The organism is Bilophila wadsworthia ATCC 49260 (genome assembly GCF_000701705.1).
Lineage (GTDB): Bacteria > Desulfobacterota > Desulfovibrionia > Desulfovibrionales > Desulfovibrionaceae > Bilophila > Bilophila wadsworthia.
Map to the genome: position 1 here is coordinate 24,820 of NZ_JNJP01000012.1, position 16,593 is coordinate 41,412.

17 protein-coding genes are annotated in these 16,593 nt (G+C 58.1%); 11 read left to right on the plus strand and 6 right to left on the minus strand.

Going from position 1 to position 16,593, the window contains the following annotated elements; genetic code table 11:
- Positions 1-8: 8 nt before the first annotated feature.
- From T370_RS26280 to terL, 3 genes are read left to right on the plus strand one after another with little or no spacing between them, the layout of a single operon-like run.
- Positions 9-470, plus strand: coding sequence for a helix-turn-helix domain-containing protein (locus T370_RS26280; RefSeq protein WP_029435258.1), 462 nt, complete (start codon positions 9-11; stop codon positions 468-470).
- Positions 454-993 carry a hypothetical protein gene (locus T370_RS0107030; RefSeq protein WP_211250496.1) on the plus strand — a complete coding sequence of 180 codons (540 nt, stop codon included), beginning with the start codon at positions 454-456 and terminating at the stop codon, positions 991-993. Before T370_RS26280 ends, T370_RS0107030 begins: the two co-directional genes overlap by 17 nt.
- Positions 986-2,449: a phage terminase large subunit gene (gene terL / locus T370_RS0107035; protein WP_081847505.1), complete on the plus strand. Its 1,464-nt coding sequence runs from the start codon at positions 986-988 to the stop codon at positions 2,447-2,449. The genes T370_RS0107030 and terL overlap by 8 nt, the downstream gene beginning before the upstream one ends.
- Positions 2,450-2,463: 14 nt before the next feature.
- On the opposite strand, the gene T370_RS0107040 is transcribed toward terL, so the two are convergent.
- Positions 2,464-3,210 carry an endonuclease gene (locus T370_RS0107040; protein ID WP_029435261.1) on the minus strand — a complete coding sequence of 249 codons (747 nt, stop codon included), beginning with the start codon at positions 3,208-3,210 and terminating at the stop codon, positions 2,464-2,466.
- Positions 3,211-3,344: 134 nt separating this feature from the next.
- Between T370_RS0107040 and T370_RS0107045 the strand changes: the two genes are divergently transcribed.
- From T370_RS0107045 to T370_RS0107065, 5 genes are read left to right on the plus strand one after another with little or no spacing between them, the layout of a single operon-like run.
- Positions 3,345-5,531 (plus strand): DUF1073 domain-containing protein, encoded by a 2,187-nt coding sequence (locus T370_RS0107045; protein WP_081847506.1) that lies wholly within the window; start codon positions 3,345-3,347, stop codon positions 5,529-5,531.
- The gene (locus T370_RS0107050; RefSeq protein ID WP_051643780.1) at positions 5,524-6,306 is read left to right on the plus strand and encodes a phage head morphogenesis protein; all 783 of its coding nucleotides are present in this window, start codon (positions 5,524-5,526) and stop codon (positions 6,304-6,306) included. Before T370_RS0107045 ends, T370_RS0107050 begins: the two co-directional genes overlap by 8 nt.
- A 3-nt stretch (positions 6,307-6,309) precedes the next feature.
- The gene (locus T370_RS23550; RefSeq protein ID WP_051643781.1) at positions 6,310-8,022 is read left to right on the plus strand and encodes a DUF2213 domain-containing protein; all 1,713 of its coding nucleotides are present in this window, start codon (positions 6,310-6,312) and stop codon (positions 8,020-8,022) included.
- 10 nt (positions 8,023-8,032) lie between these two features.
- Positions 8,033-8,671: a structural cement protein Gp24 gene (locus T370_RS0107060; protein WP_051643782.1), complete on the plus strand. Its 639-nt coding sequence runs from the start codon at positions 8,033-8,035 to the stop codon at positions 8,669-8,671.
- 10 nt (positions 8,672-8,681) lie between these two features.
- The gene (locus T370_RS0107065) at positions 8,682-9,695 is read left to right on the plus strand and encodes a major capsid family protein (protein ID WP_029435266.1); all 1,014 of its coding nucleotides are present in this window, start codon (positions 8,682-8,684) and stop codon (positions 9,693-9,695) included.
- 454 nt (positions 9,696-10,149) lie between these two features.
- On the opposite strand, the gene T370_RS23555 is transcribed toward T370_RS0107065, so the two are convergent.
- The 5 genes from T370_RS23555 to T370_RS0107095 form a co-directional block, all read right to left on the minus strand.
- Positions 10,150-11,076, minus strand: coding sequence for a BRO-N domain-containing protein (locus tag T370_RS23555; RefSeq protein WP_081847507.1), 927 nt, complete (start codon positions 11,074-11,076; stop codon positions 10,150-10,152).
- Positions 11,077-11,433: 357 nt separating this feature from the next.
- Positions 11,434-12,504, minus strand: a complete 1,071-nt coding sequence (locus T370_RS0107080; protein ID WP_029435268.1) for a type I restriction endonuclease — start codon at positions 12,502-12,504, stop codon at positions 11,434-11,436.
- A 32-nt stretch (positions 12,505-12,536) separates the two neighbouring features.
- The gene (locus T370_RS23560; RefSeq protein WP_051643784.1) at positions 12,537-13,529 is read right to left on the minus strand and encodes a hypothetical protein; all 993 of its coding nucleotides are present in this window, start codon (positions 13,527-13,529) and stop codon (positions 12,537-12,539) included.
- 320 nt (positions 13,530-13,849) lie between these two features.
- Complete coding sequence (locus T370_RS0107090; protein WP_029435270.1) at positions 13,850-14,143, minus strand: hypothetical protein; 294 nt, start codon at positions 14,141-14,143, stop codon at positions 13,850-13,852.
- A 220-nt stretch (positions 14,144-14,363) separates the two neighbouring features.
- Positions 14,364-14,729 (minus strand): trypco2 family protein, encoded by a 366-nt coding sequence (locus tag T370_RS0107095; RefSeq protein ID WP_156034365.1) that lies wholly within the window; start codon positions 14,727-14,729, stop codon positions 14,364-14,366.
- Between the two features lie 150 nt (positions 14,730-14,879).
- Here T370_RS0107095 and T370_RS0107100 point away from each other — a divergent pair, with 150 nt between their 5' ends.
- The 3 genes from T370_RS0107100 (at position 14,880) to T370_RS0107110 (ending at position 16,591) form a co-directional block, all read left to right on the plus strand.
- Positions 14,880-15,668 (plus strand): BRO-N domain-containing protein, encoded by a 789-nt coding sequence (locus T370_RS0107100; protein ID WP_029435272.1) that lies wholly within the window; start codon positions 14,880-14,882, stop codon positions 15,666-15,668.
- A gap of 74 nt (positions 15,669-15,742) precedes the next feature.
- Positions 15,743-16,156, plus strand: coding sequence for a hypothetical protein (locus T370_RS0107105; protein ID WP_051643785.1), 414 nt, complete (start codon positions 15,743-15,745; stop codon positions 16,154-16,156).
- A gap of 3 nt (positions 16,157-16,159) precedes the next feature.
- A complete protein-coding gene (locus tag T370_RS0107110; RefSeq protein ID WP_029435274.1) occupies positions 16,160-16,591 on the plus strand; it encodes a DUF4054 domain-containing protein in 432 nt (143 codons plus the stop codon).
- Positions 16,592-16,593 lie beyond the last annotated feature (2 nt).

Consider the following 16,593-nt stretch of genomic DNA (forward strand, 5'->3'; position numbering starts at 1 on the left):
GTGCATGAATGGACACCTATGCGCTCCAGCGTCAGCTTCTTCAGGCAGAACTTCCTCCAACGGAAAAGCTTGTAGGTATGGTGCTCGCCATACACATGGACAAGCGGACCGGAAAAATCCGCGTGCGGCAGGAAACCGTCGCGCAGGAGTGTGGCGTGTCTGCGCGAACAGTGCGCAGGGCCATTGCTGCGCTCGTATCCTCCGGAGTGTTCGTCTCCGTGGCAACCGGACGCTCCTCGGTTTTGGTTGCTGGTTCTGGAAAGAGTACTGGAAGAGTGGACCGGCCACCGGTGTCCTATCAGACCGGTCACGGGTGTCCGCAATTGAAGCGGAAAAGGGCCCCTTGGGAGTATGATTTGGCGCACAGTACGAGGCCCGAGGAAGAGGAGAAACGAGGGCATGAAAGTTTTTTGAGAGAACAGGAAGAACGCAGGCCAAACGGGGGGTGCGACGATGGCGGCACGATTTGATTGGGAATCCATCCGGGCCGAGTACGAAGTAGGGGCGAGCCAGTCCGATCTGTCCAAGCGGTACGGTGTGAGCCGGACGGCCATCCAAAAGCGCATCCGGGCCGAAGGCTGGGTGCAGGATATTTCCGGCACCGTGAACCGCATGGCAGAGGCCAAGGTTGCGGGCGTGGTTGCAGGCTGCAACCCTCAAAAAAAGGCCGAAGCCTTGGACCGCGCCGCCGAAGCCAAGGCCGCTGTCATCACCCGCCACCAGCGGGAGTGGGATCGGCATCAGTCCATTATGGATGAGGCGTTGTCCGAAGGCAGCTTCGACAAGGCCAAGCTCGCCAAGATCACCGCCGAGACGATCAAGATCCGGCAGGAGGGAGAGCGCAAGGCGTGGGGCATCGTGGACAAAGCTGCGTTGGATCATACTTCATCCGACGGTTCGCTGTCTCAGCGTCCGGTGGATCTCTCGCATCTCTCTCCGGACGAGTTGCTTCGCCTGACAAAGGAAGCCTTCAAAACGCCGGATCATGAGTAGCCCAGCCATCCTTTCCGATATCCGGAAGGCGTTGGCCCGGAGCTGTCTCGCGGCCTTCGTGCGCTACACCATGCCCGGCTACCGCATGGGATGGGTGCATGAGGAAATCTGTTCCGAGCTAGACGCCTTCCTTGCCGATGTCGTAGCCGGGCGTTCCCCGCGCCTCATGCTGACCATGCCGCCCCGCCACGGGAAAAGCGAGCTCGCCTCCCGACGTTTCCCGGCTTACGCCTTGGGCCGTTATCCTGATCTATCCGTCATTTCAACGAGCTACGCCGCCGACCTGTCCTCGCGCATGAACCGCGACGTCCAGCGTGTCATCGACAGTCCGGAATACCGGGAACTCTTTCCCGGCACGGCGCTGTACGGCAAGAACATCCGCACCGTGGGGAACGGTTCCTACCTCCGCAATTCAGATATATTCGAGGTAGTGGGGCACGCTGGATGCTACCGTTCCGCTGGCGTGGGCGGCGGCATCACGGGCATGGGCGGGCATATCGTCATCGTCGACGACCCATTCAAAGACCGGGCATCCGCCGATTCCCCGACCATCCGCCAGAACGTCTGGGACTGGTACACGTCCACGCTGTACACGCGCCTCGCGCCCGGCGGGGGGGTTCTCATTATCAATACGCGCTGGCACATGGCCGACCTTTCCGGGCGGCTGCTTGAGGCCGCCGCACGGGGGGAGGGCGACCACTGGCGTGTGGTGGACTTCCCCGCCATCGCCACGGCGGACGAGCCACATCGTAAGGCCGGGGAAGCCCTGCACCCGGAACGTTACCCGCTGAGCCAGCTCCTTGCCATTAAGAAAGCCCTCGGCACACGCGACTGGGAGGCCCTGTACCAGCAGCGGCCTACGCCCGACGGCGGCGCCATTTTCAAATCCGAGTGGTTGCGCTTCTGGCTCCCCAAAGATCTGCCAGAGCAGTTCGACCAGCTCCTTATCTCGTGGGATATGACGTTCAAGGACGGCGACGATACCGACTTTGTTGTGGGGCAGGTGTGGGGCCGCAAGGGGGCCGACCGCTACCTCCTCGATCAGGTCCGGCGGCGCATGGGATTTACGGATACGGTCGCCGCGTTCCGGGCGCTCGCCGCTAAATGGCCCGGCGCAGCCCGTAAGCTGGTGGAGGATAAGGCCAACGGCCCGGCGGTTATCGACGCGCTGAAACATGCTGTGCCTGGTATCATCCCCGTGGAGCCGGACGGCAGCAAGACGGCCCGGGCCCATGCCGTGACCACGTTCTTCGAGGCCGGGAACGTCCTGCTCCCGCACCCTGAGCATTGCCCGTGGGCGCGGGAGTACGTCGCGGAACTGACACAGTTCCCCGGTGCGCCCCACGACGACCAAGTGGACGCCACAACACAGGCGCTGCGTGATTTCGATACCAAGCGGCCCATGTGCATCAACCCCGCCATCCTCAATCATCCACGTATGGGAAGGAGAATATAAATGAATGTAAAGAGTTAGAGTCCTGCTTCTTGACATCTTTCCTTCACAAAAGGGTTCTCGTTACCTTGTAGTCTTTCAATACGTCTGGCCCGCGTGCATTCCCACGCATCAACCGGATACATCTTGTCCCATGCGTCCATGAGCTGCGTCTGCTGGCGGCTCATGCGGTAGCGCGGGGCATAGGCGTCGGCCATATACTTGTAGGTCCGGGCAATCTGTCCCCTCGCTCTGATAGGCGGCTCGGCCCTGCGGTCGGCGATCTTCATCCCGCAGCTTCCGAAGTCCGGCTCCTCGCCCGGCAACATCTGAAAGTTGTAGTTCTGGCGTAGGGCATTCACCGCGCCGATGGCCGGATACAGATTGTACAGGTCAGCCTGCATGAGCCTGTATTCCCGGCTGACCTTCTCGGCGCACTTGCGGCCTTTGAACGCCTTTCCCCTGTTGTCCACGCACTGCGCGTCGCCCTCGCGCCACTCCGCGAACGCCTGCCCGAAGTTCTCGGCGGGGACCACGTGTTCCCATTCCACCTTCCCGGCCCGCTTCTCGTGCTTCGCGGCAGTAAAACCCTCCGGCAGGGTGACGTTCTTCTTCTCGTCGAACGCCGCCCCGCAGTAGAGCGTGATCCGATGGTCATAATAGACCTGCCGTTCCAGCGTCTTCTTGGCCTTGCTGAACGAATCGTTCCATTCGTTGCCCGCGGCCTGCGCCTCGGACGTCATAACCAGCGCGGCCAGCAGAAACACCATGATGCTTTTGTACATGCGGATACCTCCCTAAAGGTATCCATGTATATAGATTAATCTATATTGATACAATATGAAAGGTGTCCCACAGCCAAGCCCCCCGAACCTTGTTCACGGTGTGTTTTCTTTTTGGCTCGTAGCATTATGGGCACATGAGCAAGAAGCGCACTTATCGACACGCCACCTCCATACCTCAAGTGCAACCGTCGCGCCGTCTGAATCTCTCCCCGGACGTGCGCGGCGGCCTTGCTCAGCCTTTGCCGCCTACGCCCGACGACATCAGCAGGCTGTACGGCCCAGCGAAGACGCTCGGCGCGCCCGAAGAGGTGCAGCTTGCGATGGATGCGCGGCTTGCGGATTCCGGCGTCTATTCCCTGCTTCAACACTCGCTTGAGCTCGGATTCGGGATTGCCCCTCAATTCATGGGGTACGGCGTCCTCCAGAATCTTGCCCAGAACGGATTGATCCGTGCCTGTGTCGAGACGGTATCGGACGATATGACTCGAGCGTGGATTGAGTTCAAGCGCGAAGGGGAGGGCGGCGACGAATCATTGCTCACCGACCTTGCGCAGGCGTGCAAGAGGTTCGCACTGCAACGCCTTTTCCATGAGGCGACCGAGCTTGTGGGGTACGAGGGCGGGGCCTTCCTTTTCATCGACACCGGAGCAGTCGGGGAAGAGCTGGAACGCCCGCTGAACGTCAGCCCGTATTCCGCCGAACTCAGGCCCGGCGGCGTGCTGCGCTTCGTCGTCATCGACCCCGTGAACGTCTTCCCCGGAGACTACAACAGCCTTTCGCCGCTTGAGCCGGACTACTTCCGCCCGCGCTGGTGGTGGGTGCTCGGGCAGCGGGTGCACGCCTCGCGCCTCATCCGATTGGTTGCGAACGAATGCCCGGTGCTGCTGCGGCCCGCCTACAATTTTTTGGGCATCCCGCAGGCGCAGATCCTCTGGGATTACGTCCTGCATTTTCAGGAATGCCGCGCCGCCGAAGCCCGGCTACTGACCAAGTTTTCGCTGACCGTCTTCAAGACGAAGATGGAAGACATCCTGTACTCAGCCGGGGGCACCGCTCAGATCGATACCCGCATCCGGTACATGATTCAGACCATGACCAATGACGGCGTGCTTGCCGTCGACAAAGAATCGGAAGACGTGGTCAAGCTGGAAACCCCGCTTTCAGGCGTGACCGACATCGTGCGCCAGTCCCTTGAAATCCTCGCCGCCCTGAACCGCACTCCGGCGGTCAAGCTGCTTGGCATCAGCCCGTCAGGGTTCAATGCCACGGGCGAATCGGACATCCGCAACTACTACGACCATATTACGAGCCAGCAGGAGAAAGTCCTGCGCGACGGCATCAAGAAGGCGCTCGACTGTATCCAGCTCTACCTGCGCGGAACCATCGACCCTTCCGTGACTTTTGACTTCGCGCCCCTCGGCGAAGAGGATAGGGCGGCCCTTGCGACGCTCCAGAAGACCAAGGCCGACACCATCGCCGTCTACATGGATCGGGACATCATCTCTCAGGAAGAAGCCCGGCAATCCCTTGCCAGTGACCCGGACAGCGGCTTCTCCGACATCGACCCGGCGGAAGTGCCGCAGGGCAATGGAATGCCTGATGCCCTGCCGGAAGCCGGGGAAGAGGGCTTGATGCCCGACATCGACGATGTGGACAAGGCCGGGGCCGTCTACGACGCCGCGTGGGACGAGGATGTCTGGCGTACCGCCGAGAACGGCAAACGGTATCAGATCGACACTGAAACCGGAGAGATCAAGAAGGGGAACGTGGGGCAGAAGTCATGGAATTCCGAACAAAAGCAGCACGAACGCAGGGATCGTATGGAAGATGCTCTGCGGGAAATAGCCAATGGGCGTCCGGAATCAACGATACCGCATCTCCGAAAGGATCTTGAACGCTATGGGGGCACAAACGACGTCACTATTGTCAAGGGAGATGCAAGGAAAGGTCTTGTCCATATTGCTGACCGACATGGACACGCGGCTGTTGCCCATGTGCTGGAAGCTGTCGCCAACGGGGAAATAGATAGGTTCGTTCCGGGAAAGCAGACTGTACATATCCGCAAAGACGGCTATGAGGCCGTGCTCTCTCTTGAGGAGAACGGTAGGAAAAAAACATGGTTATTGACTGGATTTGATCTTCCCGGAGCGGGACAAAAAAAGAGGCCCACGGGTGACAGCGGCAAGGTTTGTACAAGACACGCTTCTACGCAGGCCGGGCCTATTCTTAGTCGTCCCGACATGGGAGCCGTAAGCCTCTTTAAAGACAGGATACTCCATCTCATGGAGCAAGTAAAGCCGGTGGAGATCCCGCGTGGCTAAAACCCTTCGAGCCATCAAGCCCAACGCGGGCATCCGGGCGAAATACCGCAAACGGCTGGTGTCCCTCCTCGACGAAATGCAGCGTTCCGTCGTGTGGTGGATACGCGCTGAGTATCGGCAGCAGGAAACTCGGATAGCACAAGATGCATCCCCGGCGAGTGACCTGCAAAACCGCCTCAAGCGCCTGTTCCGGTACTGGACGAAGCGGTGGAGGGAAAGCGCGGAGAGTTTTGCACGGGAGTTCGTGGGCAGTACGAGGCGGCGCACGGAAGCCAGCATGAGGCAGGCCCTCAAAGATGCGGGCTTCACGGTGAGGATGGAGGGAAGCAGGGCCATGAGCGACGTGGCGCGGGCCCTCTTCGAGGAAAATGTCAATCTCATCAAATCCATTCCGCAGCACTATTTCACGGAAGTGACGGGGCTAGTACAGCGTTCCGCCAGCATGGGCCGGGACGTGGAGTTCCTCGCCGACGAACTGCACAAGCGGTACGAGATCACCCGGCGCCGGGCAGAATTCATTGCCCGCGACCAGTCCAATAAGGCGACCGAGGCCCTTAAGCGGGTACAGGACAAGGAACTCGGCATCACCGAAGGCATCTGGGTACATGTGCCGGGAAAGAAAACGAGCCGCCATACCCACCAGCTCATGAATGGGAAAAAGTTCGTCATCACGGAAGGTCTTTACGACTCTGACGTGAAGCGCAAAGTGCTTTGCGGTGAGCTTCCGGGGTGCCAATGCACGTACCGGGCCGTTATTCCTGAATTTGGAGACTAGTCTATGTATCAAAGTAAAGGCGTCACCTTCGACGCGGCTCCCTCACAGCGGGAAACCGACGAGAACGGGTTCCTGCACGTCGGGGCGTCGCACATCACGAAAGCGACGGTGAACCCCTATTACGGGCGGGAGATTCCGGGCTGGCAGGAAGCCGGGCTTGACCCCGAGGCTGTCTATTACGGGCTTCGTGACCCGGAAGAACTTCAAGCATCGCTTGAGACATGGGCCGGGCTGCCGCTGCACATTGAGCACCACATCGACAGTGCGGAAGAGCCGCAGAAGCTCACCCGCGTGGGCGCGGTGGGCACGGGCGCGGTCTGGAACCCGCCGTATGTGGATGCGCCGCTGACCGTGTGGGATCGGGCCGCCATCGACGCCATCGAAGACGGTTCCTTCCGGGAACTCTCCTGCGCCTACCGCTACGACCCGGATTTCACGCCGGGCAGCTACGAGGGCACCCCCTACGATTTCATCATGCGGAACATCCGAGGCAACCACGTCGCGCTGGTCGAAGAAGGGCGGGCCGGTCCGGACGTGGTGGTGGCGGATTCTCATCCAACTTCAACGAAAAAAGGAACGCTTATGGGCACGTTTAAGAAATGGTTCCGGGGCGCGCAAGACGACAACCCGGACATCGAAAAGCAGGAAGTGGAGCTTGCGCAGGCCATCATCGACCTGCACAAGGTCGACCCCGTGACTGGCGAAATCGTGGATATCACCGAAGACGAGGACAAGGCGGAGGAAATCCGTAAGCTCATCGGTGAACTGTCCGCCAAACTCGACCCCGAGGACGTCAAAAAACTGACGGACTCCCTCTCCGATCTGGCCTACTCCAAGGCCACGGGTGATGAGAAGCCGGAGAAAAAGGAAGCGATGGACGAAGAAATCAAGAAAGCTATGGACGCCTGCGGGCTTGATGCGGAAGACCCCGCCGAGTCCCGCGCCTTTGCCAAAGGCGTGAAGTACGGCGAGGAACTGGAGCTCAATCCGGACGAACGCAGGAAGCTCGACCGTGAGCATGAGTCCGAGGGTATGAAAAAGGCTATGGATGCCTGCGGCCTCGACGCCGAGAACCCGCAGGAGAGCAAAGCCTTTGCCGAGGGCGTCAAGTACGGTGAGGAGCGGATCCGGAACCCCGAGGAACGGAGCAAGCTTGACCGGGAACACGAATCCGAGGACGAACGCCGCGAACTCGGCAAGGACGAGGACAAGGACGCGGCCATTAAGCGCATCCTCGATTCCGTCCCCGACCTCACACCGGAGCAGAAAAAGAAGCTGACCGACTCCCTCGCCGATCTCGCCTATTCCCCCGCGACCGGAGATGAAGCCCCGGACGACAAGGGAGCCGCTCAGGACAGGGCATTCCGCCGCCGTGGTCCGCGTCCTCTCACCGCAATGGACGCCGCCCGCATCAAGGCATCCGCAGTCGCCGAAGCGCAGGAGCATATGCGGAACCTTACCCGTGCCGTGCGCGACGTGCGCGGGCTGGTGGGCGAACTTGACCCGTTGTCCTTCGACTCCGCGTCCGACGTCTACGGCTACGCGCTGGAGCAGCTTGGGGAGAATCCCCGCAAGTATCCCCGGCAGGCATGGCCCGGTATGATCGATATCCTCCGCAAGCAGAAGGCGACACCTTCCGTTGCACGTGACGCGGCCCCCGTCGGGCGCATGTCCGGCAGCTTCGCCGGTCTTTCCAATATCACCATTGCAGAATAGGAGGCACACCATGCCTTTGCAGTCCCAAGTCAATCTTTCCGTCGCTCCCGGCGTTGCGGGCGATAAAGCGACGCCCGACCAGAGCATCTACACCCCGCTCAACCCTCTGGCGGCGGTGGCCCTCCCTGTGGGGCGCTTCGTCTTCCCTGTCGTGGATTCCGGCGTGATCGACAACACGCGGGCCACCAACGTCGCGGGCACCGCCACAGCCGTGCTCGGCTTCGTGGAGCGCGTCATCAACTACGTGAACTATGAACTGCTTTCTGACGGCACCCTGACTGTCCCGGCAGGCTCGAACCTCACCGCGGCTGTGAAGGGCGACTATTGGGCCGTTTCAACGACCAAGGCCACGGTGGGGCAGGCCGTCCTTGCCTCCACCGCTGACGGTTCAATCAGCACCGGGACCCCCGACGGGACGCACCTCGATACGGGGTGGGTCGTCAAGACGCCAGGTGAAATCGGGGAACCGATCATCATCAGCAATTGGGGACAGGCCGCAGCGTCGGGATCCGGCGGCGACACCTCGAACCTGATGCAGAAAGATTTCAGCAACGCCACCGGAGCGCTCGGCGTGGCCAACGGCGGAACTGGCGCAACCACTGCGGAACAGGCCCGCACCAACCTCGGCGCAGCCGCCGCCGGAGCGTAGGAGGTACTACATGAATCCGACTTTTGAACAGGCCAAGCGCTACGGCTTTATCTTCCCGGGCGCCCGCATGTGGGCAACCCCGGAGAACCGCGCCCGCATTGCGCAGGACGCCGCGCTCATCACTACTCCGAACACGACCGTCCCCGCCGAGCTTCTGGCGTATATCGACCCGATGGTCATCGAAATCCTGACCGCGCCCCGGCGCGCCCGCGAAATCTTCGGCGAAGAGAAGAAGGGCGACTGGACGACCCCGTACATGAAGTGGCGCGTCGACGAAATGACCGGAAAGACCGAGCCGTATTCCGACTATGCCAACGGCACGACTTCGGGCGTGAACTCCGAATGGCAGACCCGCGTGCAGTACGTCTTCCAGACGTCCATCACCTACGGCGACTTTGAAGTGGACATGTCGAGCACGGCGAAAGTCAACCTCGCTGCCTCCAAGCAGCGCGCGGCGGCCAACGTCATCGACATCGACCAGAACCGTTTCTACCTGCTCGGCGTCGCCGGGAAGGAAATCTACGGTATCCTCAACGATCCGAACCTCCCTGCTGCGATCACCGCAGGGGCCACGGGCACGGGCGGCTCCACGAAATGGGCCGACAAGACCACGGTGCAGATCTACAATGACGTCCTCGCCCTGTTCGCGCAGCTTTCCGAGCAGTCCAGCGGCCTCATTGACAAGGACACGCCCCTCAAGCTCTGCCTCTCCCCCGAACTGGCCGTTCGCCTCGGCGCGGCTACCGATTTCAACGTGTCCGTGCTGGATATGTTGAAGCGGTACTTCACCCGCATTGACATCGTGACCGTCCCCGAGCTGCACAGCATGACCGCCGGGGAAACCATGTTCCTCATCGCCCCCGAAGTGAACGGGCAGCGATCCGGCACGCTGGCCTTCGGAGAAAAGATGCGTGCCGGACGCGTCGTGCCCGACCTGTCCAGCTTCCGCCAGAAGTTCGTCGGCACCACCTACGGCGGTATCGTGCTCATGCCCTTTGCCTTTGCCCAAATGACTGGAGCCTAGTCCCATCCTTCCCTCCATGCGAAAGCCCCAACCGCCTGTTTAACGGTTGGGGCTTCTTTGCATCTTTGGGCTCTGCTCAGTAATGATAACTTCTGTCCTCTACATGCAAAAAGTAAGCAGAAATGCGCCTCGGTGTTCTGATAGTCGTTCTTTGACAAGGGAATAGGGAAAGGATAGAAAACCGCTGTGGGGCACTCTCCTGAAAGGAGGGTACTCCATGCGACACTTCCTCCGGGACGTCGCTGTCCAAGTGATTGGCGGCGTCATTGTGGCTGTGGTGATTCGGTTCATGCTGAACCAATAACGCAGTTGCCCCGGTAGGAGGTGCGAACTCCAACCGGGGCGCAAACTTGAGATGATCAATCTCGGGAGGGTGTCCCACGGGGCGGCAGGTGTGTCACCACTTGCCGCCCTTCCTTTTTTCAATAGCCATTCCCGTGCTCGGGGTCAAGGGCTATCCTAGCATCAACCTGTTCGCGGTCTTCGCGGCACGGATGGCCGCTCTCATTTCCGAGATTCCCGCGTCAATCCACGTCTGGGCGTTGTACGAGTTGGACTGTAGGATGCCGAGAAGCGGATCCTTCGAGATGTTCTGCTGGGAACATACCCGGTTCAGCAGTTCGGGATAAGTGCTCTCCTTGACGCGCAAGAGCTCGTTGACGAATCGGTGGAGCCGGGAGCGGGTTTCCCCCGCGAATTCGATCCATTCCTCTTCGAGGCGGTCGAGGGCCGCGATGCGGGCGGCGTAGACGCTGGAGGCGGGAAGCGCAGGGTACGGAATCGCGGATTCCGCCGTGGGTATGGCATTGATGGCGCGGACACGGACGGAAAGCAGGAACTCGCGGGCCTCGGGCATAAGCCGGGCCGGGAGCTGACTGTATTCCGCGATGCGGAAGTGGCGGTTGTGCTTCGCCCATATCTCGGCGCGGGCCTTGCCCTGCACGGCGGCGGGGTATGTCGAGAGCTTGGCGTCTACGATGAGCTTGAGCTCGGCACGTTCCGCCGCACTGATCAGCTCGTCGTTGAGCGTCACAGGCTGTTCAACGGGCACCCTGTCGCCGTACTGCTCGATGACGTCCAGCACCCACTTGCGGAATGCCTTTGCTACCGGAGTCCGGGCGAACATGGCGAGGAGGTGGCAGCCGCGAAGTGAGAAGATGCGGGCGCGACCCTCAGCCCCGTTTTGGGGCTGTGCGGTAATTTCAACTAGTTGCGTCATGTCTGGCGTGAATTCATCGGCGTTATTTCGGTAAAGACGCGAAACTTGATTTTCGCGTCCATACCCAAGAGCTCGTGCGAGTTCTGTAGCGCGAATCCAAGGCTGATTGCCGCGAGTTATGGGGGAGAAAGTGAAATCGTTGAAGCAAAGAGAATGAGACATAACCAACTCCTACTGTTAAGAGTTGGCATCGCCGATGAATGACGATGCCGGGTGTTCATCACCGCCAGTAGGAGCGGCTCCCTGCCTTTAGCTTACGCTTGGACATATCAGGGACACCCGGCATCAGGAAGATGCAAGTATAGCAGAAAACCAAAGTCAAAAAGAGTCTTGACTTCGGCAAAAGGGCACAAAAAGAGCCATACTATCGGGTGGCGTTGTCCGCCTACTGTTGGTGTGATGAGCACCGTAGAAAAAAGACAGCACAAAACGCGAAAAATGTAAAGAGAAAAGCAGTGGCGTTGCCCGCATCTGGATGTTCTTCATCTGCATTGGCGGACAACGCCACGTTGGAAAGTTTTACTTGTTATCGTATTTCAAGGCCGTAGCCCGGATTCGATCCGCAAAGGGGATAATATCTTCCAGTTTTTCGATGTCTTCCTTTGCGTCCTTATTCTCCCCATCAAACAGTCCGACCCTCCACTGTTTTCCGTTGAAATACAGGCGGCACAGAGGCTTGAGCCTGTTGTCGTCAAGAAGGATGGAGCAGTAGCTGATGCTGTCCCGCATGGCTACGCGCCCCGGATCAACGGTGCCCATCAGAAGCGATTTGACAAGGTAATACGCCTCTTTTTCTTCCTCGGTGGTGACTATACGCGAATCCTGCTCTTTTCCTTGTGGGGTATCTTCGGACTCTATCTCTACAATTTCCGGTTTCTGCTGCGTCATGGCATTTTTCAATCGGTCGTTGATGCGGTCGTTGATGAACTGGTCAAGCGCAGCGGTAAGGATTGGAGTGAAGCGATCCAGAACGTTTTGCGTGATACGCCCATCATACGTCTGTCCGATGAAAAAGCGTGCGAAATCTTCGTGGGGCGTTTCCATTTGTTCGGACATGAGGCGTTTGAACTCTCGGTTGTACTTGAGTTCGTTTGCCGCGCTCATGCAGGCATCCCGATCAAACTTGCCTTTTGCCAACTTGCGCAGTTCCGGGAGCAACATTTCATCCATATCGTCAAGGACGAACTCCATATAGGGCTTGCTGTCCATTTTGTTGGCTGTTTCAAGATCGGAATAGAACCGGTAACGGTTGCCGTCCGTCAGGATGGCAATGGGGGCTTCCGTCCCGTGGAAGTAAAGCTGTAGCTGGTTGCAGTGCTTCATGTCGAGAGACGTGCCCAAAGCCTTGCACTCCAGAAGAAGGATAGGCTTGCCGTCCACAAGAATCGCATAGTCCACGCGGGCGTCCTTATATTCGCCGATGGGGGCTGAAAATTCGGGCACGACTTCCGCAGGGTTGAAAACGTCGTATCCCAGGGCCGCGATGAAAGGCATCACCAAGGCGTTTTTCGTGGCCTCTTCGGTCTTGAGGCTATCTCCCAGATTCTTTACCTTTTTCGACAATTCAGCAATTCTTTCCGAAAAATCCATTGCACTCCCCCTTAAAAAATCATGTATTGAGGTTATTTCTGTAACTCTTTTAGATAATTGGGAACATATTCATGGACAGACTCTTTTCCGGGAATTTTCATTGAGATCATATCCCCTTTTTGTCCTTTTCCATAAGCGCGGGCCGTAACAATTTTTACGGCTCCATTCGCATCAAAAAAGTTTTCCAACGCACGGATACCCGAATTTGAAATTCTGCGGGTATCCATTTCGTTAAGAGGACTGGGGAAAACCAAAGCTATTGCGCACCAATTCTTTGAATTTTTTTCAAAAACCAGTTTATAGCCCCCAAGTTTGGAGTACGTAGGTAAGGATTTCTTTATGAAAGTCTCAATGTCTTTCTGCGTCCATGTATAATTGTATTCGGGGGCCTTTGGTCGGCACTCTTCGTGCCCAATGCGCCAGAAGGTATCGGCTTGCTCCCAGTCTTTGACTGTTTTAATTTTTTCACAGTCAGGGCTTAAGTTTTTTGCTCTATTTGTGGAATTGGTATTTTGGGGCGCGATTCCTTCTGGGTGCCTTGAGTTGAGCCATGCCCCTGCAACTACCAAGCAAACGAATAGAACCAGTAATTTTTTTGCTTTGCTTGGCTTTTTTTTGTTTTGCTGTGCAAATGGGGTTGGTTTTCCACGCTCTTGGGCCAATTGTTCATCAAAAAGGTGTGCGCGGATAACCTCCATCATGGGGCTATTCACCTTTGCCAATGCCTTATTTCCATTTTTGAACTCAATAATGACGGTAGACTCAGTCGTCTTGCCTCCAGCTACCGCACCCGCAACCGCTCCGATGCCTCCAAGCAAGACGCCGCCGACAAGTGCGCCTCCCAAAGTTCCGCCGAGCTTTTTGACCGATTCTTCATTGGCTACTTCGCAAGAGGCAATACTGGAAAGAAAAAGTTCCTTTGCTCCAAACATTTTTGAAGAGCAACGCAACTGGTTTTTATTTTTAATGTAAATATATTCTTCTTTCCCGTAGTCCCCTGCCAGAAATTTGATGTAGGTAGCCATACATCATCCCCCTTATTATAGATGAGGCTATCATGGCATAGGCCGTTCCAAAAATCCACCGCCGCCGCCCTCCGCCCCGAAAGGGGCTTTTCCTTTGCCTGTACGAACCTTGTTCACGGTATCTGCCCCGTTGTCCTGCGGGCTATCCTTTTTCAATGTGCTGTATTGGCACGTAAGGAGGTAGCGCATGAACGCAATGGAACTGAAAAGGGGATTTCATCTTGCGGTTGAAGATTCCCGCATCATCCCCACCGGGAACGGGGTGTTTATCGAATATGACGGTTTCTTGAGCAAAAAGATGGAGGGGCTGAGGGCACTCCTCATTCAATGTTACCCCGACGCGGCAACACGTTTTCCAGAAGCGTTTGCACATCGCTATTCTCAGGATGAAATTGCAGAGCATAGTCGTCGGTTACGCGAGCAACGAACAGAAAAGACAGGTTTCCGAGAACCCTGCTGAGGTCGCTCTGGATCTGCTGTGCATGAGGCCCGGAGAGGAGCAGAAATAAGCCGGGGCGGATCGGAATATACCCGGCTCCATACATGCGGTTGAGCTCCTCCCTTTCATTGGAGGCTTCGCCGGGCTGTTTTTCATAAGCTACAAGATAGGACATATTCCCCTCCCTGTTTTTCCCAAACCGGCACACAATGGAGGGGATGTCAAGAATGATTTCAGGGCATCATCCTGAAAAAGGAAGGTCCGCATGTACGTTGAAAATACCAATTATTGGGTTGAGGTTGTGTTGCGGCAGTTAAAGGGGTTTGTCCCCAAGGGCGAGCCTGTCCATTTTCACATTTGTTTTTCCATGGTGGGGGGGGAACCCACGATAGATTTCACGGCTGTTCAGGTTTTTGATGAGGAAGATCAACTACAACCTCAAACCGAACCCGCGATGTGCTAGAATCGGATGTTTCCCGGTGCCCATCCGCCTTCAGACTCGCGGCAATCACGGCCACGCCAAAACCGCCTCCAGCCTTGCCAGACTTGCTGGCCGTAATGGCAATATCAAAAGCCACGGTCTGCAATTGGGTTTGGGAATGAAACGCTTCGGGGTTCTTGATCCGTTCAGGGCCATTTTCTTTAGCATGGTAGTACGGATTAATGAGCGCCCCAGAGCCCCGCAACCGCGTCTGCGCGCCGTGGATGCCCTCGGCAATCTGGCACAGCGTTTCTTCTACAAAGCTCTTCAAGTCCATCATTATGGCGGCTCCTTGCTTTCCGAGTAGGACGCCATAACGCATGTCCCATGTCAAGCGCCAGAGGTGAGAGAGCTTTTCCCGAACCTTGTTCACGGTGTGCCCCCACGCCGCCATGCGGCATCATCTCCAAAACACTATGGAGGTGCAGCGATGGAAAATTCCCCCCTGGCTCTTTTTGAACATGAAAAATTCGGTTCCCTTCGCGTCGTCAGAAGTGATCAGGGGGCCCAGTGGTTCGTGGCGAAAGACGTGTGCGGGTGTCTCGGGCTGGATACCAGTAACCTTTCAAAAATGTTGGATGAAGACGAGCTTTCGACCTACCCCGTACAGTATACGGATCAGGTCAGGAATCTTTCCGTCGTATCCGAACCGGGCCTGTATTCCCTCATCCTGCGTTCCCGCAAGCCCGAAGCCAAGGCGTTCAAGCGGTGGGTGACGCATGAGGTCATCCCCTCCATCCGCAAGACGGGCGGCTACCTGATAGCCAAGCCGGACGATACCCCCGAAGCCATCCTTGCCCGCGCCGTGCTGGTCGCGCAGGACACCATCAGGCGCATCGAAGCCGAGCGCGACGAGGCAATCCGCACCAAGGCCGAAATTGGTTCACGCCGCGAGGCCACCGCAATGGCAACCGCCTCCGCAGCCGTACGCAAGGCTGCGGCTCTTGAGAACGAACTTGGGCGGGGCAGGGACTACAAGTCCGTGAAGGGCATCCCGTGGTTCCTTGACGTCTTCGCAGATACGCCAGCCGCGTACTCCGTCGCAGGACGCAAGCTTTCCGATATGTCCCGCCGTATGGATTACGAAATCCGGGAAATCGAGGACAGCCGTTTCGGGAGCGTGAAGGCGTACCACGTCGACGTGATCGAAGCCTTCCGGCTGGCCCTGAAAAACGACCTGAACATGCTGGGCAAGTACCGCCTTCGCCGTGCCGCATAGCCGAACTTTGTTCACGGTGATTTCGTCCCGGCTCTTTTGCCATGATGACCAAAACAACGGAGGGATACAGAGATATGGCCAGACCCAAAAAGAATACCGCCCCGGAAACAACGCAGGCGACGAAGACGGATACCGTGATGGTCGCCTTGAACCGGACGACCGGGATCACGTTCCCCATGCCCGACGGACGCAAGGTGCTCATCGAAGGCAACGCCGCCAGCCTGCGCGGAAAGGAAAAGGGCGTGCTGCCCGTGGGCGCGTTTGGGCTGACGCGGGTGAACGCCGACGATTGGGCATACATTGAAAAGACCTATGGTCCGCACATGGAAATCTTCAAGTCCGGGCTCATCTTCGCGCAGGCGCGCAAGGCCGACGCCGTGGACGAGGCCGACGAAAGGGCGGAACTGCGCAACGGGCTGGAGCCCGTGGATGTGGAGAACGACCCCAAGGCGCAGACCGAACCGCTCCAGAGCAAGGCGGGGTTCTAAACCGTGGCTGTTGTTGTCTTTGCCCCGCAGGAGTTCCGGGAGGCCTACCCGTGCTTCGTCGATCCGAAGACCGGGCAGCCCCTCCTGACCGATGCACAGCTTCGGCAGGCATTCGACGTCGCCTGTCTGCTCTTGGACAACACAAACTCATCCCCGGTTCCTTATGATCCGGCCCACGGCGTCATGATCCGCAAGACGCTGCTGTATCTCCTCGTCTGCCATCTGGCGACGCTGGCCTTGTGGCCGATGGGGCAGGCCGGGCCAGTGGCCTCGGCGACGGAAGGAACTGTCAGCATCAGCTTCTCCGTGCCCCAGGACACCGGGAAAGCCTTTTACGCGCAGACGCCGTGCGGACAGACGTTTTGGCAGGCCATCCAGCCCTATGCCGTAGGCGGGCGCTACTATGCCGCCCGGTATTGGCATCCGTGGGGGTAATG